The following is an 18,914-nucleotide window of genomic DNA, read 5'->3' as shown; positions in this document are numbered from 1 at the left end:
CACACGGTCTGCGGCTCGACCTGCCGCTCGCGGGGGGTGACGACGGGCGGGAAGGGCCACACGGTCCTGCGGAGGGCCCGGGAAGCCCATGGGCCGGCGGCCGTGCGGCGATGATGCTGGAAGTGCCCACCACTCGGGGCGAAGGACGGGGTTGGACGTGACACTTCCGCACACGGGAACCGTCGCGGCGCGAGGTGCCGAGACACCACTCGCAGCCGCCGCGGACCTGCATCCGGCCGTCGCCGAGACGCACACGGCGGTCGTGGTGTTCGTCGGAGACCGGGCGTACAAGGCGAAGAAGCCCGTCGACATGGGGTTCCTCGACTTCAGCAGCGCATCCGCCCGTCAGCGGGCGTGCATCCGGGAGGTCGAGCTGAACCGGCGCTTCTCCCCTGATGTGTACGAGGGAGTGGGTGAGTTCCGAGGGCCGGGGGGCCTCCAGCCGGAGCCGGTCGTCGTGATGCGTCGGATGCCCGGCTCCCGTCGGCTCTCACACCTCGTGGCCGTCGGCGCCCCCGTCACGGAGCACGTGCGTCAGGTGGCGCGGCTGCTGGCGACCTGCCACGCCCGCTCGTCCCGCAGCGCGGACATCTCACGGGACGGCACCAGGGACGCTCTTCTCTCGCGGTGGGAGGCCGGCATCGCGCAGGTGCGCGAACTGGGAGAAGGCGTCGCTCCCATGCCCAGCCTCGAGGAGACCGAGGAGCGGGTGCGGCGCTACCTCGCAGGGCGTGAGGACCTGTTCGACCGCCGCATCCGACAGAGCCGAGTGGTGGACGGGCACGGGGATCTGCTGGCCGAGGACATCTTCTGTCTGGACGACGGGCCGCGGCTGCTGGACTGTCTCGAGTTCGACGACACACTTCGCCACGTCGACGGTCTCGACGACGCGGCATTCCTCGCCATGGACCTGGAACGTCTCGGCGCGCCGGACACGGCGGCATACTTCCTCTCCTGCTACAGCGAGTACGCCGGCGACCCGGCCCCCACCTCGCTCTGGCATCACTACGTCGCCTACCGGGCCTTCGTCAGGGAGAAGGTGTCCGTCCTCCGCGCCCGCCAAGGAGCGCCCGAGGCCCGTGCGGAGGCCGCACGACTGGCCGGGATCACCGTGGGCCACCTGCGCACCTCAGCAGTGCGCATGATTCTGGTCGGCGGGCTTCCCGGCTCCGGCAAGTCCACCCTGGCCGCCGAGCTCGCGGACCGGCTGGGCTTCACTCTGCTCAGCAGTGACCGGGTCCGGAAGGAGCTGTCCGGGAAGCCGCCGGAGGCGCCGGCCGGAGCGGAGTACGGCGGAGGCATCTACTCCCCGTCGTGGACCCGGCGGACATACGGCGAACTGGTCGCACGAGCCACGGCACTGCTTTCCGCCGGTGAATCGGTCGTCGTCGACGCCACCTGGACGTCCCGCGAGTTGCGCGACAGGGCGGCTGACGCGGCGCGCCTGTGCAGCGCCGACCTGGTCCCGCTCGTCTGCTCCGTGCCGCAGGCGGTCGCCGACCGCAGGCTGACCGTGCGGCGCCCGGGCCCGTCCGACGCCGACGCCGCCGTCGCGCAGGCGATGGCAAGGGCGGCCGATCCGTGGCCCGAGGCGGTGCAGGTGGACACGGGCGGAGTTCTCGCCACGGCGGTCGGACAGGCGCTGGCGGCGATCCACCCCGAGGGAGCCGGACAGCGGCCGCCGTTCCGGCGCCCCTACATGACGCCCGGCTGAGGCGGGTCGTGCGGTGGACGCCCGTGGTGCACGGCAGAGGAACACCGCGGGACCCCGATGTTCCTTCGGCGTCCTCGCAGCGCGATCGTCGCCGATCCGGCGGTCACCGCGCTCCGTGGGGCGCCTCGCCGGCCGCGGCGGTCGGCTGGTTCGAGGTGTCCACGGTGTCGTCCCAGGTGAAGGTCAGCCGGCCGGTGACGTCCACGACACCGTCGACGCTCTCGCAGAGTCTCACGGTCACGGGAACCAGACTCCTGCGCGGAACCGTGCCGCTGAGAGTCACCCGGCCGTCCGTGACCTCGACGGAGAGCGCTGACGGCGACAGACGGAGCGTACGGGTGAGGACGTCCTCGAGGATCTCCTCCTGGATCGCCCTGTCCCTTCGGAGGAACAGCTGGATCAGATCGCTGCGGCTGAGCACTCCGATCACGCGGCCGGCGTCGTCGGTCACCGGAAGCCGCTTGATCCGGTGTCTGTCCATCACTCTGGCGGCCTTGACCACGCTCCACTCCGGACGCGCGACGACGGCGGGACTCGTCATGAGTCCCTCGGCCGTGGGAGCGCCCCCACCGGACGCCTGACGGCGCACCAGATCCGCTTCGGACACCACGCCCAGCGGTCGCCCGTCGACATCGACCACGGGTACGGCGCTGATGCCGAACTCGTCGAGCAACCGGGCGATCTCCTTGAAAGTGGTGCCGGGAGGGACGGTGACGGCATCAGGAGTCATCAGGTCGGCAACGTGCCGGTGCCTCATCGTTCGTCAGCCCTTTCCGAGCGCCTTCGGGCGGTACTGGTCGGCCCGGGTCCGACGCCCCTCGTCGCGCTGGTCTCCCTCCAATCTCGTATGCGCGAGGTCCCCGGCACAGGGCCCAACCGGTCCCACTGACGGTCCGAACGGGCCCGGTCCGCACGTGACGCCGATGCGTGCCCCGCCGTGCGTCACCGGCGAGGCCGGTCGCCGCCGGCCGCGGAACTGGGCACCGGCCGCGGAGCGCGGCCGTCACCGTTGAGTCGGACCGTGATCGCAGGAGGGTGCTCGAGCGTGTTCTTGACGGTGCAGCGGGAAGCCACCGCCTCCAGGGCCCTGGCGCGGGCCGGCGGCAGTTCGGGCACTTCGACGTCGACGGTCAGTGCGGCGACGCGCGCAGGGCGGTCGGCGGCCATCGTGTGAACGGCGGTGACGCGCAGTGCTCCGCGATCGAGGCCGTGCCGGTCGAGGAAGCGCCCGGCGTAGTGGGCGACGCACGTGGCCAGCGACGCCACGAAGATCTCGACGGGTGTAGGACCCGTGTCCTGGCCGCCGTCATCGAGCGGCTGATCGACCCTCAGTGCGTGACCTCGCACCGTCGCTTGGAAGGCGTCACCGCTCAGCGGCACGACGGCGACATGCGGTTCGGAGGTGCGCGTGCGGCTCTCGACCGCCTCCGCCTCCGAGAGGAGGAGTCCGGCGAGCCGCCTGGCTTCCTCCGGAGTCAGGGACGCCCATACCTCGCGGTCGTCGTACGGTGCACGGAGGGTGTCCAGGACCACGCGTCCCATCCCCGGGGGCAGTTCGTGCGGCGCGAATCTCGCTACGCGGATCGCGCGGCCGCAATGGGTGTGCAGGTGGTGCGAGTGCGTTGTGCGGCGGTCTTCCTCCACGACGACACCGTCCTTCAGCGTGCGTGCGGAAAGCGGGTTCGCTCCCCGAGGAGCGGTACGGGCCCGTAGCCGGTCCTCCACGGCCCACCACGCGCAGACGCGCCTCCCCTCATGCCGGGCGTTCGCGTGTGCCGGCCGCCGTCGCCGGGTGCTCGCTCGGGGGCTCGACGTCCAGGGCCAGGTTGTCGTACTCGTACTCCAGCGTGTGGTGCACGGCGACCACCCCGTCCACCGAGCGGCAGAGCCGTTCGACGACCGGGATGTCGGCGCGTTCGGCAACCCGGCCGGTGAGGGTGACCACCCCTTGGTGGACGGACACCCGAACGCTGTCGGGCGCGACTCCGAGGGTGCGGTCGAGCACCTCCGTCCTGATTTCCTCGGCGATGGCCTCGTCGCGGCGCAGGAAGGGGCGCAGCAGGTCACGTCGGCTCACGAGGCCCACGATCCTGCCGCTCTCGTCGACGACCGGCAGTCGCTTCACCTTGTGGCGGTCCATGGTCCGTGCCGTCTCGACGATGTTCCAGTCCGGCCTGGCGGTGACGGCGGGGGAGGTCATCATGGCCCCGGCGGTCTCGGCCTCCGCCCGCGCCTCGTCCATGGGCAGAAGTCGCAGCCGGGTCCAACGTCCGTCCGGGTCCGGCAGGCTCGACGCCTTGCGCAGCAGGTCTCCCTCGGAGACGACGCCCAGAGGCCGGCCGTCGTCGTCCACCACCGGTGCGGCCGTGATGTCGTTGTCGTCGAAGAGTCTCACGATCTCCTTGAAGGACGAGTCGTGGTTCACCGTGACGACACGCCGTGTCATCACCTCCGAGATCCTGCGGTGCTGCATGTCCTCACTCCTTCCGCCCTGGAGCCGTTCACGCCGCCTCGGCGGACTGCCCTCCCTCCCGACTCTCCTTCCGGATCCCGTCACGGCATCAGAGCCGAACGGTCCCGTCATGGGGCTGATGGCCCCAAGCGACGCCTCCGGCGAGCGGAGAGCGGCGTGTCCCACTGGGCCTCCGGCCGCGTGCGACGGTCTCGGACCTCCGCACCCTTCGGACTCGCACAGCCCCCGACCGCCCCCGAGCCGAGGGACGGGGGTCCTGGTGAATCACCCACCGTGATAGAGCCGATCGAGGTCGACGAGCACCACCTCTCCCCGGTCCTCGGCCGCGCGGAGCCGGGGGCTGAAGCCCGCGCCGCCGTAGCAGGCGGGTTTCGTCCGGCTGATGTCCTCGCCCCGCACGGCGAGGACGGCGAGCACATGGCGCAGGCGGTCCAGATGATGGATGTCCATGATCTCGTTCCATCGGGTCTGACCCACGGACAGCAGGGGCCGGTGGCCTCCCCCGCCGCGAACGACCACCTCGGCCTCGCGCTCCGGACCGCTCTCCCCGCGTGGCAGGGTGCCGTGGGCAGCGGTGGCGACAGGCGCCCCGAACGTGTCGGGGTCCGCGAAGCGAAGCGCCCAGTCGCGGCAGAGCTGCGCGAAGGCAGCAGGCACGGCGGTGCCGTGGAAGTCGGACGAGAGCCTCTCCCAGGCACCGTCGGTGGCCTCCTCCTCCAGGGTCGAACGATGAGGGGCGACCACCGCGTGGTCGAAGGCCAGCAGCGGCTCGGCGATGCGGTACCGGAGTGCCGAGGTGAGGAACGCGTCCGGTTCGCCTCGGAGAAGTCCGCAGTGCTCGAGGAGCCGCAGGGCGTGCGAGACGTCCGTCAGGGGTCGGCTCACGTGCCGTGTGACGGCCCAGGTGGTGGCGTGGCCGAGGACCACCGCCGTCAGAATCGAATGGCACAAGGGGCGGTCCTGCTGATCCGCCTCCTCGTTCAGGAGCCGGGTGGCCTCCCAGTGGAGGGGGGTCCTCGGGCTGAGGACGGTCCTGCACATCCAGGCGTCGAAGTCCTCGAATCCGGTGGGACCCTCGCCGGACGCAAGGCTGCGGTGAGCAGGGGTGCCGCCGACCACCGTGTGCAGGAGCGTGGCCAGGCGCGGATCGTCGATGTCCCAGAAGGCCGCCGCCTGCCGGAAGTCGAAGGGCTCGACGGTGATCGACATCCCGGCCAGTTCGCGCAGTGCCGAGTGGTCGGTGAACAGCCTGTTCGCCACCAGAGACGAGTCGCCGCCGAGCAGGAGCCGGGTGCGCAGGGTGTGCCCGGCCCGTGTGAAGGCTCGGTGGACGACGGAGGGGAGGGCGGGGCTCTGCCTGACGAGATCCGGAAACTGGTCGATGACGACGGGAGCAGGGTTCTTGCCGCCGGACCCGAGCAGCGCGTCGACGGCGTCGTCCCAATTGCGCCATGCCGGCACGCGCGGTGACCCGGTGTGGCCGGCGAACGCCTCGGCAAGACGCTGGAGGCTCTCCCGTTCCGTGCCTTCGTGTGCCCTGAAGAGGAAGGCCCCGGTCGCTCTCGCCAGCGCCTCCAGCAGATACGTCTTCCCCTGCCTGCGCCGACCCGTGACCAGGCCGAGAGCGGGCCCGGGCCGCTGGTCGGTCACGAAGGCCGTCAGCGCCTTCCACTCGGCCTCTCGGTCGAACACGGCCTCCGGCCGTTCGATACCGGCTGCGTCGCATGCCACCGGAGCCCTCCAGTACTGGCCCGTCTTCCCTGTGTGGGCGACCGGGCAGCCGTGCTCCTGCCCGCGCCCGGCGGAACCGACAGCGCTAGGTGCCTCTGGGCCCTGACGACCCGGACCGTTCGGCGACGCCCCCCGCGGCGGGGGACCCGTCGCCCCGGGCGGTGAGGCGGTCGGTCACGGCGACCACCCCGTCCATCTGCTCCGTGAGCTTCTTCATGACGAGGATCTGGGCCGGGGTCTCCAACGCACCCTCCAGGGTGACCCGTCCGTCGACGACATGGACGGCTACCGCATCCGGCGCCAGGCCCATCGTGTCCACCACCACTTCCTCGATCACCCGCAGGCGGATCTCCGGATCCGGGCGGAGGAAGACGCGGAGGAGGTCTCGCCGGGTGACGATGCCGACGAGCCGGTTCTCGTCGTCGACGACCGGCAGCCGGTCGACGCAGCGCCGCAGCATGGTGCGTGCGGCCGCGGCGACGGTCTCGTCCGCATGGACGGTGACCGCCGGAGCCGACATCATCCGGCCTGCTGTGATCGCGTCGCGTTCGTCGCGGCTCACTGCGCCGATTCCCGCTCCGGGCTGCCGTGGTCCCCGTACCGTGTTCGCGGCCAGGGCCTGGCGCACCAGAAGGTCGGTCTCGGAGACCACGCCCACCACCCGGTCGTCCTCGTCGAGAACCGGCAGGCCACTGATGTCGTGCTCCGCGAGCCGCTTGGCGACTTCCTTGAACGGCGTTGACGGCACGACGGAGACGACCTCACCCGTCATCAGGCCTCCGACCTTGCTGTGCTTCGTCATCGCCCCTCCTGGTGGCCTGTCACGGGGCTGTGATTCGGGATGCGCAGAGGCCGTGAGGGGTCCTGCCAGGGCCCGGAGCCAGGGCGCTGACACACCTGGGAACCGGGCCCCGGTGCGGGTCGCCGGATGGTACGAGATTCCACGGCCCGCCCGGACGGCACCGCCCGTTCCTGTGGCTCACGTGGCGTGCTTGATCTCGATGTGCTTGGGTTCCGGCTTCTCCTCGCCCAAACCCACGCTCACCGTGAGCATGCCGTCCGTGTACTCGGCGCGGACGTCGCCCTCGTCGGCACTCTTCGGCAGGGCGAGAGCTCGGGTGATCGATCCGTACCTGATCTCACTGCGGTGTTTGTCCACTTCGCGCTCAGTGCGTTCCGCCTTGATGGTGAGGATGCCGTCCTCCACGGTCACGTCCAGATCCTTCACCTCGACGCCCGGGAGCTCCGCGCGGATGACGTGCCTGCCGTCCTCCGTGTACTCCTCGATCCTCATGCTGTGCAGATCGGCCATGGCCGGCATGCTGAACCGGGCGGGGAAGTCCTCGAACCAGTCCGGCAGATCGGGGAACGGGAACCTCTGCTTGCGTGCGAGTACAGCCATGATCCGGCCTCCTCGGTCTTGCGGTTGCGACACGACCAGTCAACCGCCGCCCCCGCCTCCCCCGCAGGGGCCGAACAGCCCGTAGCGGGGCCCGATGGTCCCGGCGGACCGCTCGTTCGGGACCAACAGAGCTTCGGAGGGGGCCGGTCGGTCCTCGCAACCGGCCCTCACCCTTGCGTAACGTGCAGGTGCGGACATCGTCCTGCGGGGGACGTACTCGTTCGCAAGCGGCTGGAGGAGCCATGACGTCCGACAGCGGAGTACTCCCGATCATGTACGGCGTCGACGCGGCACAGCCCGCCGACGCAGCCCTGGACTGGGCCGCCGACGAAGCCGCGCGCTGCGGAGTGCGTCTCCATCTCGTGCACGCACTGCTGCCCGTGACCCATCACGTCCGGGGTGCCGAGGAGACGGCACATCACAAGGCCATGCGCGCGCTCGGTGAGGAAGCGCTCGACAAAGCGGCGGGGCGAGCACGGGAACGCCATCCGCACCTCGATGTCACGATGTCCGTCGTGCCGGGCAACCCGGCTCCGGTCCTGGTACGGAAGTCCGCGCACGCTCACACGGTCGTTCTGGGGTCCCGACGTCTGGGCCGCCTGGCCGAGGTGCTCAGCGTGGCCTCGACGGTCGTTCCGGTGAGCGCCCATGCCGCCTGTCCGGTGGTGGTGGTGCCGGAAGCCGACCGCACGGTGGAGGACCCGCCGTTCGTCGTCGTGGGGGTGGACGACAGCGAGTCGGCCGACGCCGCGGTGGACTACGCCTGCGGGGCCGCAGTGCGGTCCGGGGCCTCGGTGCGCGCGGTGTGGGCATGGCAGCGGCCACGATTCGGCTTCTGCGACGAGGAAGCCGCGAGGGAGGCATGCGAACGCCACCTGTACGCGGCGACCGAGAGGCGGTCCGGTGCGTGGGCCGACGTCTCCCTGCGCCGTGAGGTGCTGACCGGCCACCCGGTCGACGTACTGGCCGGCGCCGCCGAGCACGCGCTGGCCCTCGTCGTCGGCCGCCGGGGACGGGAGGGCTTCGCCGGGATGCGACTGGGCTCCGTCCCTCACGGCCTGCTGCACCGGGCCCTCTGCCCGGTGGTGACCGTTCCCGCCTAGCGATTCGCCGCGTGCGAGGGGAAGGGCACGACGCCGGGGCGTCGGCGACCCCGCCCGGTGTCGGGACCACAACGGTGTGCCGCGTGCGTGTGGCAGGGCCACGACTCGGTGGGGCGCCGATCGGCAGGCTCGAATGGGCCGATCGGACCGCCGGGCCGGCCCGGTCGGTCCTGGTTCCCACCCCGGGAGGACTGCTTTCCTGTGGATGACGGGAGGGGCCGTGAGGGACGCGGGGGAGCGGTGGACGTGGCCGACACACCATCGCGCACCGCGCAATCAGGATCCGCGAGAAGCGGATGGGCCCCTCCCGCCGTCGCGGTCTGACCGGTGCCGCAGCCGACGCACCGAGCAGCCCGTCTCTCCGGCTGCCCCGTCCACCCGTCCCGCCTCTCGCCTGACTTCCGGCCATCCTCAGCGCAGTCGGCGCAGGTATGGGTCATGGGGTGTGCGAGGGGCCAACCGTACGCGGGCGTCGGCCACCACCGCGCCAGTGGGTCCCGCCAGTACCGGGTTGAAGTCGGCTTCGGCCAGCTGTGGCAGGTCCGCGGACATGCGGGAGAGCCGCAGGAGCAGCTGCTCGATCGCCTCCAGGTCCACGGGTTCGGCGCCGCGGTAGCCGTGAAGCAGTGGTGCGCAACGAGGCGCCTCCGTCAGCTCACGGACGTCCTCGACCGTCAAGGGGGCGAGCCGGGCGGCGTGGTCCCCCAGGACCTCCGTCGCCGTGCCGCCCAGACCGAACAGCACCACGGGCCCGAATACCTCGTCCTGTGTGACTCCCGCGAAGAGTTCGGCACCGCGCTCGGCCATGGGCTGGATCAGCACGCCGTCGAGCTTGTCCCCGAAGCGTGCGACGAAGTCCCGGTAGGCCGACCGTATGTGCTCTTCACCATGCAGGCCGAGCCGCACCGCGTGCTCCTCGCTCTTGTGCACCAGGCCGGGCCAATGGGCCTTGACGGCCACGGCGCCGTCCGGCCCGCTCAGCGCAGCGGCTCCGGTCGCCGCGTCCCGCTCGTTCTCGGCCCAGACCCAGGGCAGCTGTGGAACTGCGTAGCAGTCGAGGAGCGCCGCGCAGTCCCGGGGGGACAGCCAGCCGCCTGCGGGGTGACGGGCGAGGAACGCCTCGACGACCGCCGTCGCCCCGCGGGTGTCGGTCCGGTCGAGTGCGGGTACGGTTCCGGCGGGCCGGGCGAGCCATTCCGCGCGTGTCGCGGCGTGTCCCAGTGCCCGCGCGGAGGCCTGAGGATCGGCGTACGCGGGAAGTGCACGGCTGCCCGCCGGGAGCAGGCGCACGGATGCCTCCTGGTCCGGCAGCACCACCGCCAGCGGGCATGACGCGTGTTCCGAGGCATCGGTCACGGCCCGTGTCAGGTCCTCGCCCGTCGCCGTGCCCACGGCGGTGGGCACGAGGCACACCACCACGGCGTCCACCTCCTCGTGTGCGACGAGAAGGTCGAGGCAGTCACGCAGCTCGGCCTCCGGCACCGCCGCACCGGTGTCCACCGGATTGCCTGCCGACGCTCCCTCCGGCAGCACGGCGCGCAGCCGCTCCACCAGTCCTTGCGGCAGCGCGTCCACCAGCAGCCCGGCCTCGACACAGGCGTCCGCGGTGAGCACCCCGGTGCCGCCGGCGTTGGAGACGACCACCACCCGGCGTCCAGTGGGGAGCGGTTGCGCGTGGAGCAGTGCGGCGGTATCGAGCAGCTCGGCGATGCTGCGGGTCGCCGTGACGCCTGCCTGCAGGAAGAGCGCCTGCCGCATCATGGTGGAGGACGCGGCCGCCGCGGTGTGCGAGGCCGCGGCCCGCCGGCCGGCGTCCGTTCGGCCCGCATCGACGGTGAGCACGGGAATGCGGCGGGTGACGCGGCGGGCGGTGCGCGAGAACAGACGCGGGTTGCCGAACGACTCCAGGTGCAGCAGGGCGAGATCGGTTCTGCCGTCGCCCTCCCACCACTGCAGCATGTCGTTGCCGCTGACGTCGTACTTGTCGCCCAGCGACACGAAGCTCGACACTCCGATGCCCAGCCGGGAGAGTCCGGCCAGCAGGGCGATTCCGACCCCGCCCGACTGGACGGCGACCCCGGCGGATCCGGAGCGGGGCGGGGCGGCGGCGAACGTCGCGTCGAGCCGTACGGACTCCTCGGTGTTGGTCAGTCCCAGGCAATTGGGTCCCACGAGCCGCATGCCGTGTCGGCGGCACGCAGCCAGCAGTTCCCGTCCCTGCCCGGCGTCGAGGCCTGCGGAGAGGACCAGCAAGGCCCGCACCCCGCAGGCGCCGCACTCCTCGGCCACGGTGGGTACAGCCCTGGCGGGCACGGCGACGACGGCGAGGTCGGGTGGCTGGGGAAGCGCGGTGACCGAGTGGTAGGTCGGCAGGGAGGATCACGGAGGCCTCGGGATGCACGGCGTACAGCCGCCCTCCGTAGCGGGTGCGGATATTGCGCAGTACCGCCCGGCCCACTGACCCGGGGTGGCGCCCCGGCCCGATCACCGCGACGGATCGCGGGCGAAGCAGCGGCTCCAGACTGGCCACGTCGGCTGTTCGCGCCCGTCTCTCGACTGCGGAGAGATACGACTCGTCCACGGCGAGCCCGACGACGCAGTGCACTTCCGGTCCGTCGAAGTGCCTCCTGACAGGCAGGCCGAGGTCGGCGAACACCTTGAGGACGTCGTGGTTCTCGGACAGGGCGTCCGCGTCGAAGGCGGTGATGCCGTCGGCTCGCGCCAGGGACACCAGGTGTTCGAGGAGCAGCGTTCCCACGCCCCGGTGGTGCCACCGGTCCGCGACAGCGAGGGCCACGTCCGCGTGGTCGCCGTCGAGCCGTTCGTACTGGGCGAGTCCCACGACCTGGGAACCCGACTCGGCGAGCAGGGCACGGGTTCCGGGTCGCACATGGGCGCACAAGCGCTCGGCGGCCTTCCGGGCGGAGTCGCGGCCGAGGGTGAAGAAGCGCAGGCGAAGATTCTCCGGCGACATGTCCTCGTACAGGCAGCGCACGGCATCCTGGTCATCCGGTTCGACGGGCCGCACGCGGACGGTGGCGCCGTCCGAGAGCAGCACGTGCACGGCGTCCCCTGTCCGGGCGGTCCGGTCCGGATCGGCATCGGACATGTCCCACTCCCGCAGCCTTCGAACGGAGCCTCTCACCCAGAATCCGACGCGGGAGCGGACGGGCCGAGGGCTGCTCGGGGCAGCGACGGGGCCGAACGGCCCTGGCACTCCCCCTTCGCCTCTCCCCGTGACGGAGGGCGCCGATCCCGTCGTCTCGCGAAGAGCGCCCAACGGCCCGTCCCGGCTGCCGCGCGGCCGCCACCACCGCCGGCGGCTGCACGAGCTGCGCTCGGACGGGTGGACGGTTCGGGTGATGCGGTGGACGGGGTGGCCTGCCGAGGCCACGGCGGCACTCCACGGGACGGACTCAGGCAGGTCCCCGCGTCCGCTCGATGTCCAGGTCCAGAAAGTGGGCCGAGCACGAGATGCACGGGTCGTGATTGCGGATGGCGAGCTCGCACAGCCGGGTGAGCTCGGCCTCGGACTCCTCGCCGCGGTCGAGCCCGGCCTGGACGATTCTGCGCAGGTCCTCCTCGATGGCGCCCTGGTTCTGAGCGGTCGGCGGCACGATGCAGGCGTCGGTGATGCGTCCCTCGCCGTCGAAGCCGTAGCGGTGGTAGAGCAGGCCGCGCGGTGCCTCCGTCGCACCGTGGCCGACGCCCGCCCGGGCGGGCACCTCCACGTAGGGCCGGGCCGGACGCTCGTACGCCGCGATGATCCGGAGGGCCTCCTCCACTGCGTAGAGAACCTCCACAGCACGGACGAGGATGCTCCTGTACGGGTTTCTGCAGACCTCTCCCGGCCCGGCGCCCTCGGGTCGCGAGGCCAGCGGGGGAGTGCCCAGCCCGGCCTCGCGTGCGGCTTCGAGGGCCGTCGGAGAGAGCAGGTGGCCGTTGACGGCGTAACGGGCGAGGGAGCCGGTGAGGTGCCTTCGGCCGTCCAGCCGGGAGTGGAGGGCCGTGGAGTGGGGGACCTGCTCCTCGATGACGTGCTCGGAGAAGGATCGGAGCGGGAAGCCGCGTGGTGGGAGCGTGCGGTCGTACGGGAGGACGGCCGGGGTTCCGGACTCGATCGCGTAGGTGCCCGGCTCGCTGAGGGCGAGCAGGTCGGCGTCGCACTCGGCGTCGGGGAAGTCGAAGCCCGCGACCCAGCGCAGGGTGTCCCAGGCGTCGTCGAGGGCGGTACGCAGCCGCTCGGTGAGGGGACGGAGTTCGGTACGGGTCGGGGCGCGGTGGAAACCGCCGAGCCGGACGTTGACGGGGTGGATCGCGCGTCCCCCGAGCAGTTCGACGACGGCGTTGCCGGCCTGCTTGAGACGCAGTCCGCGCTCGACGTGTGCCAGGTGGGAGCGGGACATGCTGATCACGTCCTCGTGGCCGAGGAAGTCCGGGGCGTGCAGCAGGTGGATGTGCAGCGTCTGGCTCTCGATCCACTCGCCGCAGTACAGCAGGCGGCGCAGGGCGGCGATCTGTCCGTCGACCACGATGCCGCACGCGTCCTCGACGGCCCGGCAGGCACTCAGCTGGTAGGCGACCGGGCAGATGCCGCAGATGCGGGAGGTGAGGTCGGGCGGCTCGGTGTGGGCCCTTCCTCGGAGGAAGGCCTCGAAGAACCGCGGAGCTTCGTAGATGCCGAGCCGGGCCTGAGTGACGATGCCGTCGTGGATGCGCAGATGCAGTGCGGTCTCGCCCTCGACTCGGGAGAGGGCGGGAACGCGCAGCACCTGGGACCGGGCCTGTGACTCGCTCATCGAATACCTCCGAGGGGACCCCCGCCTTCAGGCGGGGGAGGAGTCGGTCTCCTGCGGATTGGGGCAGGGAGCCGTGATGCGCCGCCAGGGCGGATCGCAGTGCTCTGACCCGCAGTTTTGATCTTCACTTGCAGCATTGCCAGTTTGTGGGCGTGACCACGGCATGCGTGAAGCGGGCGTTCAGGTACCGCTTCTGTCCGACCGATGCGCAGGCAGCTGAGCTGTCGCGTACGTTCGGGTGTGTGCGCAAGGTCTACGACCTGGCGCTCGCCGCCCGTACGCAGGCGTGGGCGCGGCAGGAGCGGGTCAACCACAACCAGACCTCGGCCATGCTGACCGTCTGGAAGAAGACCGAGGAGCTGGCCTACCTGAACGACGTGTCCTCGGTGCCGCTCCAGCAGTGTCTTAGGCACCTGCAGAGCGCGTTCGCCACCTTCTTCGCCAAGCGGGCCAAGTACCCGCGCTTCAAGTCGCGGAAGAAGTCGCACAAGTCCGCCGAGTACACCACCAGCGGGTTCCGCTTCCGCGACGGCCGGCTCACGCTGGCGAAGATCGGCGAACCGTTGGACATCGTGTGGTCGCGCCCGCTCCCCGAGGGGGCGAAGCCGTCCACCGTGACCGTTTCGCAGGATGCTGCGGGACGCTGGTTCGTCTCCCTGCTGTGCGAAGACGCGTCCGTGAAGCCGTTCCCCGCCAACCGCAACGCGGTGGGTATCGATGTCGGCCTGGACCATCTGCTGACCCTGTCCACCGGGGAGAAGATCGCCAACCCTGGGCACGAACGCAAGGATCGTGCCCGGCTCGCTCTGGCCCAGCGCCGTCTGGCGAAGAAGTCCAACGGGGACGGCGCCAACCGGGCCAAGGCCCGGCGCAAGGTCGCGAAGATCCATGCCCGGATCGCCGACCGACGCCGTGACGGCCTGCACAAGCTGACCACTCGTCTCGTTCGTGAGAACCAAACGATCGTGATCGAGGACCTGACCGTGCGCAACATGGTCATGAATCGGAGTCTGGCCCGCGCCATCAGCGACGTGGCGTGGTCGGAGTTCCGATGCCTTCTGGAGTGCAAAGCGAGTTGGTACGGGCGGGAAGTGATCGCGGTGGACCGCTTCTTCCCCTCCTCCAGGCTGTGCTCCGCCTGCGGCACTCTGCGAGAGAAGATGCCGCTCAACGTCCGCACCTGGACGTGCGACGGCTGCGGTACGACCCACGACCGGGACGTGAACGCGGCGAAGAACATTCTGGCCGCCGGGCCGGCGGTGGCAGTCTGTGGAGCCGGTATAAGACCTCAACGGAGCACTCCGGGCGGGCAGTCGGCGACGAAGCAGAAAACCCCACGGCGCGAACCGTAGGAATCCCCCTCGTTCACGAGGGGGAAGAGGTCAACCGGGTCCTTCCTCCTCCACGGCGGTGAAGGCGGTGACGTTGAAGGTGTGCAGGAACCTTCCGACGTCCTCGTCGCTCATCCCGTCGCGGTGCATGAGAGGGACGAGCGCCGGGATGTTCGTCGTCCCGGCCGGCCCGAAGCAGCCGTAGCAGCCGCGCCCGTACGTCGGGCACAGGGCACCGCAGCCCGCGTGCGTGACCGGGCCGAGGCAGGGCGTGCCGTGGGCGACGGTGACGCATACGTTGCCGCGCCGCTTGCAGGCGAAGCAGACGGCGTGGTTCGGGATGCCGGGCTTCCGTCCGGCGAGGAAGGCCGTGATGACCTCCACGAGCTGCCCGCGGTCGATGGGGCAGCCGCGCAGCTCGAAGTCGACCGGTACGTGAGCGGAGATCGGTGTGGACGTGGCGAGTGTCTCGATGTAGTCGGGACGGGCGTAGACCGTCGCCAGGTACTCCTCGACGTTCGCGTAGTTGCGCAGGGCCTGGACGCCTCCGGCGGTGGCGCAGGCGCCGATGGTGACGAGGTGGCGGGACTCGGCGCGGATGCGCCGCACGCGTTCCACGTGCTCGGGGGTGCTGACGGACCCTTCGACGAGCGAGAGGTCGTACGGGCCCGGTGCCACGTCGCTGGACGCCTCCAGGAAGTGGGCGATCTGCAGCTCGTGGGCGATACCGAGCAGTTCGTCCTCGCAGTCGAGGAGGGTGAGCTGGCAGCCGTCGCACGAGGCGAACTTGAACACGCCCAGTCGGGGGCGGGCGGGCGGCCGGGGCGTGGTGGGGGTGGTCATCTCACAGTTCCCGTACGGAGAGCAGTGGTTCGGCCCGGTCGTAGCCGACGACGGGGCCGTCGCGGCAGAGCAGCAGAGGGCCGAGTTGGCAGTGCCCGCAATGGCCGGTGGCGCAGCGCATGTTGCGTTCGAGGGAGACCTGGACGCGGTCGGGGCGGACTCCTCGGTGGATCAGGTCGCGGGCGGTCGCGCGCATCATGACCTCGGGGCCGCAGACGAAGGCGGTCGTGTCCGCCGGCGTGAAGTGGGCTTCGCCGAGGAGTGTGGTGACGACTCCGACCCGACCGGTCCAGTCGTCGTCGGGCCGGTCGACCGTGACGGCGCTGAACGGCCGTTCCCAGGTGGGGAACTCGCCCCGGTACAGGAGGTCGGCGGGAGTCCGGGCACCTGCGAGGACGTTCAGCCGCCCGTACCCGTGCGGCTCGGCGAGAACCGCGTCGATCACGGGCCGCAGCGGCGCGATGCCGATGCCGCCGGCGATGACGAGCAGATCGTTGCCTCGGGCGGCCGCCAGGTCCCAGCGTGTGCCGAACGGGCCGCGCATGCCGACCCACGCACCGGTGCGCAGGGTCCACAGCGCACGGGTGACGGCGCCGACGGCGCGCACGGTGTGTGTCAGCCGCTGCCCGTCGGGGATGCGGGACACCGAGACGGGGATCTCGCCTGCGCCGAGGGCGTACACCATCGCGAACTGGCCCGGAGTGAAAGGGCTCAGGGCCTCTCCGGCCGGCTCCAGGACGAGCGTGACGGTGTCGTGCGTCTCGTCCCGGCGGTCAACCACCCGGTAGGGGAGGGGAGTGAGGGTCATGGGCTGGTCACGCTCCCCGGGGTTCCGGGCGGCCCGTAGAGGTCGAGCAGGCGGGTCCGGGTCGCCCTGAGCCGGTCGCCGATGGTCTCGGCGACGACCGTGACCAACGCCAGCCCCAGTTCGGGGCGTTCGGTACACAGACCACGCACGGCGGCGGCGTCGAACTCCCAGGCCCGCACCGGTCCCCGGGTCTCGGCACCGAGGTGCCAGTGCCGGGGCGGGCACAGCCACGACCAGCCGAGCAGGGCGCCCCTGCCGATGGTCTCGACGACGGTCTGACCGCGGCCGGGCACGTGGACGTCGAGCGCGACGGTGCCCGAGCGGATGATCCAGAAGCGGTCCGCCTCCTCGCCCTCCTCGAAGATCCGCGTGGCGCCCGGGAAGGCGGCTTCGCGGGCGAGGGCCATCAACCGACCGCGGTGCTCGGCCGGCAGGGCCGTGAGCGCCCCTTCGCCGGCGGGCTCGCCCGTCCCCGGGATCACGGTGCGCTCTCCGTCCGCGTGGCCTCCTGGTGGAGGGCATGCGCCTCTTCGGTGAGATCGATGCCGGTGGGGCACCAGACGATGCACCGGCCGCAGCCGACGCATCCGGAACTCTCGAACTGGTCGTGCCAGGTGCCCAGTTTGTGGGTGAGCCACTGGCGGTAGCGGCTGCGCGGGGTGGCCCGGACCGGTCCGCCGTGGAGGAGCGAGAAGTCCAGGTCGTAGCAGGAGTCCCAGCGGCGCCAACGCTCCGCGTGGTCGCCGGTCAGGTCGGTCACGTCCTCGGTGGTCGTGCAGAAGCAGGTGGGGCAGACCATGGTGCAGTTCCCGCAGCTCAGGCATCTGGCCGTGACATCGTCCCAGCGGTCCGCCTCCAGGGTGTCCCGCATCAGCGTGCGCAGGTCCACCGGCGGCATGGACCGGCCCATGCGTTCGGCCGCCTCGCTCACCGCGGAGGCGGCTGCCGCGCGGGTGGGTTCGTCGGCGTCGCGGCGCGGGAGCTCCGCGAGCACCGCCGCACCCTCCGGGCTGCCGCTGCGGCACAGGAAGCGGTGGCCGGCGGCGTCCACGACCTCGGTGAGCGCGAGGTCGAATCCGGCGTCCGCGGCCGGTCCCGTGCCCACCGAGACGCAGAAGCAGGTGGCACCCGGCTCGGTGCACTCGACCGCGATCAGGAAGGCACCCGTGCGCCGGGAGAGGTAGGCAGGGTCACGGTAACGGCCCCCGGCCATCACCCGGTCGAGAATCCGAATGGCCCGCAGATCGCAGGGCCTCACGCCGAGGAAGGCGTAGGAAACGCTCTCGGGTGCCTCCGGGTGCACGCTCAGCCCGCCGTCGGGGCGGCGATCGGCGCTCCACTGGCGGACGCGCTCCGGATGGAGGAACGACTTCCACGACTGCGGCCCCGCGCTGTGCGCGAAGGCGGCCTCGTCGGCACGTCGGCGGACCCGGTACTGCCCCGCCTCGAGTTCGACACCCCACCCGTAAGGCAGCGCTTCGGCCGACTCGAGTTCGTCCAGGACGATGGCGCCGTCACGGACGGTGGGACCGATCACCGTGCGGCCGCGGCGCACGAGGACGCGGACGAGTTCGTCCAGTCCGTCGCGGTCGAGCACCGCGTCGGTCGGAGCGCCGGGTACGACACCGGTGTTCTCGGGATCCGTCATGGTTTGCCGCTCGTCCGGGGGCCGTACGGCCCGGGAGGCACAGACCCCTACGCCGCGATCCGCTGGGACACGGCCGTACGGTGTGCTGTCGGTCGTGGACAGGGTGTCAGGTACCCGCCTCTCCGCCTCCGATATGGGTCCCGGCGTGTCCTCGGTGCGTCCCCGGAGGGTGGCGCCGGTGCTCACTCGTCCCGAGGACCGTGGGCCGGAATCGCGCAGTGGCCCCGGATGTCCGCCTCGATCCGCCGGACCAGACCCGGCACCGCCCGTGCCACCGCCGGGGTGAGTCCGGTGCCCAGCGAACGGTCCGCTCCCTCGACCGCGTACACGACGAGGCGGAGAGGACTGCGCCCGAGGACGTCGCCGAGCTGCAGCGCCTCGGCGAGGCCGAGTCCGTGCGTGCTGTGCCTCCCCGGGCCCGCCGCGTGCAGCGAGCCGCCCGGGGTCCCGGACCACCGGTGCGTCCGCCCCGGCTGCGCCGACGGGGGAAAGCAGGCATCGACGACCACTGCCAGGGCGGCGTTCTCCCAGAGGCCGATCAGCCGGCCGGGGTCCCCTTCGGACGGTGCGAGTACGGTGCCCGAGGGCAGCGGCCGCCGCGCGGCCCGGTCCTTCAACGAGGCGACGACGGCCCATCCGACCCCGTCGTCCCGGCGGAACTCGTTGCCGATCCCGATGACCGCCGTGCGGGCGATCGGTTCCATCGATACCTGCTTCCTCGTCCGGAATCATCAATCGATCATTGCTGCTGTGGCCTCCACATCCGGTGCCGACGTGCTCCGGCGGACGCTCTTGCCGGAGCGGGTCGGCCGCAGCCATCGTCGACGACGCAGGCGAGGGCGCGCGGCGCGTCGACGTACGTGTCGCAGGGGCGCGGATGCGGAATCCATGGGTCAGCAGGCGCCGAGGACAAGGCTTCGCGCAGGGCAGGCGGGGCGGCCCCCGCTCCGGGGCCGTTCGGCCCATGTCCCCGGCCGCGGCGCGGAGTCAGCGTGGACGCAGGGACGGCGCACGCGCGCCCGCCCCGCGCCCGTCACCACTTGACCGGCTCGTGCCACGGAG

At 71.5% G+C, this 18,914-nt stretch carries 15 protein-coding genes and 1 pseudogene; 3 read left to right on the top strand and 13 right to left on the bottom strand.

The annotated features are described in order from the left end of the window. The first annotated feature begins 226 nt into the window (after nt 1-226). Nucleotides 227-1,714 (top strand): bifunctional aminoglycoside phosphotransferase/ATP-binding protein, encoded by a 1,488-nt coding sequence (locus QRN89_RS01170; RefSeq protein WP_290353532.1) that lies wholly within the window; start codon nt 227-229, stop codon nt 1,712-1,714. A 103-nt stretch (nt 1,715-1,817) separates the two neighbouring features. On the opposite strand, the gene QRN89_RS01165 is transcribed toward QRN89_RS01170, so the two are convergent. The 6 genes from QRN89_RS01165 to QRN89_RS01140 all read right to left on the bottom strand — a co-directional run bounded on the left by QRN89_RS01165 (nt 1,818) and on the right by QRN89_RS01140 (nt 7,320). Then, nucleotides 1,818-2,471 carry a CBS domain-containing protein gene (locus QRN89_RS01165; RefSeq protein WP_290347453.1) on the bottom strand — a complete coding sequence of 218 codons (654 nt, stop codon included), beginning with the start codon at nt 2,469-2,471 and terminating at the stop codon, nt 1,818-1,820. 185 nt (nt 2,472-2,656) lie between these two features. After that, on the bottom strand, nt 2,657-3,256 hold the full coding sequence (locus QRN89_RS01160) for an OsmC family protein (protein WP_290347452.1): 600 nt from the start codon (nt 3,254-3,256) through the stop codon (nt 2,657-2,659). A gap of 211 nt (nt 3,257-3,467) precedes the next feature. Beyond that, nucleotides 3,468-4,187, bottom strand: coding sequence for a CBS domain-containing protein (locus QRN89_RS01155; protein WP_290347451.1), 720 nt, complete (start codon nt 4,185-4,187; stop codon nt 3,468-3,470). A gap of 264 nt (nt 4,188-4,451) precedes the next feature. Beyond that, nucleotides 4,452-5,918, bottom strand: a complete 1,467-nt coding sequence (locus QRN89_RS01150; protein WP_290347450.1) for an ATP-binding protein — start codon at nt 5,916-5,918, stop codon at nt 4,452-4,454. A gap of 85 nt (nt 5,919-6,003) precedes the next feature. Next, on the bottom strand, nt 6,004-6,720 hold the full coding sequence (locus QRN89_RS01145; protein WP_290347449.1) for a CBS domain-containing protein: 717 nt from the start codon (nt 6,718-6,720) through the stop codon (nt 6,004-6,006). A 177-nt stretch (nt 6,721-6,897) separates the two neighbouring features. After that, nucleotides 6,898-7,320 (bottom strand): Hsp20/alpha crystallin family protein, encoded by a 423-nt coding sequence (locus QRN89_RS01140; protein ID WP_290347448.1) that lies wholly within the window; start codon nt 7,318-7,320, stop codon nt 6,898-6,900. Nucleotides 7,321-7,562: 242 nt separating this feature from the next. On the opposite strand from QRN89_RS01140, the gene QRN89_RS01135 reads away from it, so the two are divergent. After that, nucleotides 7,563-8,423, top strand: a complete 861-nt coding sequence (locus QRN89_RS01135) for a universal stress protein (RefSeq protein WP_290347447.1) — start codon at nt 7,563-7,565, stop codon at nt 8,421-8,423. Nucleotides 8,424-8,834: 411 nt separating this feature from the next. On the opposite strand, the pseudogene QRN89_RS01130 reads toward QRN89_RS01135, so the two are convergent. Next, a pseudogene (locus QRN89_RS01130) lies at nt 8,835-11,532 on the bottom strand (bifunctional acetate--CoA ligase family protein/GNAT family N-acetyltransferase). A gap of 307 nt (nt 11,533-11,839) precedes the next feature. Then, nucleotides 11,840-13,222 carry a Ni/Fe hydrogenase subunit alpha gene (locus QRN89_RS01125; RefSeq protein WP_290347446.1) on the bottom strand — a complete coding sequence of 461 codons (1,383 nt, stop codon included), beginning with the start codon at nt 13,220-13,222 and terminating at the stop codon, nt 11,840-11,842. Between the two features lie 146 nt (nt 13,223-13,368). Between QRN89_RS01125 and QRN89_RS01120 the strand changes: the two genes are divergently transcribed. Continuing rightward, nucleotides 13,369-14,574 carry an RNA-guided endonuclease InsQ/TnpB family protein gene (locus QRN89_RS01120; protein WP_290347445.1) on the top strand — a complete coding sequence of 402 codons (1,206 nt, stop codon included), beginning with the start codon at nt 13,369-13,371 and terminating at the stop codon, nt 14,572-14,574. A gap of 30 nt (nt 14,575-14,604) precedes the next feature. Here QRN89_RS01120 and QRN89_RS01115 read toward each other — a convergent pair whose 3' ends face one another. The 5 genes from QRN89_RS01115 to QRN89_RS01095 form a co-directional block, all read right to left on the bottom strand. Continuing rightward, the gene (locus tag QRN89_RS01115) at nt 14,605-15,396 is read right to left on the bottom strand and encodes an NADH-quinone oxidoreductase subunit B family protein (RefSeq protein ID WP_290347444.1); all 792 of its coding nucleotides are present in this window, start codon (nt 15,394-15,396) and stop codon (nt 14,605-14,607) included. 1 nt (nt 15,397) lies between these two features. Next, nucleotides 15,398-16,204 carry an FAD/NAD(P)-binding protein gene (locus QRN89_RS01110; RefSeq protein WP_290347443.1) on the bottom strand — a complete coding sequence of 269 codons (807 nt, stop codon included), beginning with the start codon at nt 16,202-16,204 and terminating at the stop codon, nt 15,398-15,400. After that, nucleotides 16,201-16,611 (bottom strand): cyclic nucleotide-binding domain-containing protein, encoded by a 411-nt coding sequence (locus QRN89_RS01105; RefSeq protein WP_290353531.1) that lies wholly within the window; start codon nt 16,609-16,611, stop codon nt 16,201-16,203. Before QRN89_RS01105 ends, QRN89_RS01110 begins: the two co-directional genes overlap by 4 nt. A gap of 71 nt (nt 16,612-16,682) precedes the next feature. After that, nucleotides 16,683-17,852 (bottom strand): 4Fe-4S dicluster domain-containing protein, encoded by a 1,170-nt coding sequence (locus tag QRN89_RS01100; protein WP_290347442.1) that lies wholly within the window; start codon nt 17,850-17,852, stop codon nt 16,683-16,685. A 182-nt stretch (nt 17,853-18,034) separates the two neighbouring features. After that, entirely contained in the window at nt 18,035-18,556 is a 522-nt protein-coding gene (locus QRN89_RS01095; RefSeq protein WP_290347441.1) for a hydrogenase maturation protease, read from the bottom strand. Between the last annotated feature and the right edge of the window lie 358 nt (nt 18,557-18,914).

Source organism: Streptomyces sp. HUAS CB01, assembly GCF_030406905.1.
Lineage (GTDB): Bacteria > Actinomycetota > Actinomycetes > Streptomycetales > Streptomycetaceae > Streptomyces > Streptomyces chengbuensis.
This window is presented reverse-complemented; position numbering and strand designations above follow the sequence as displayed.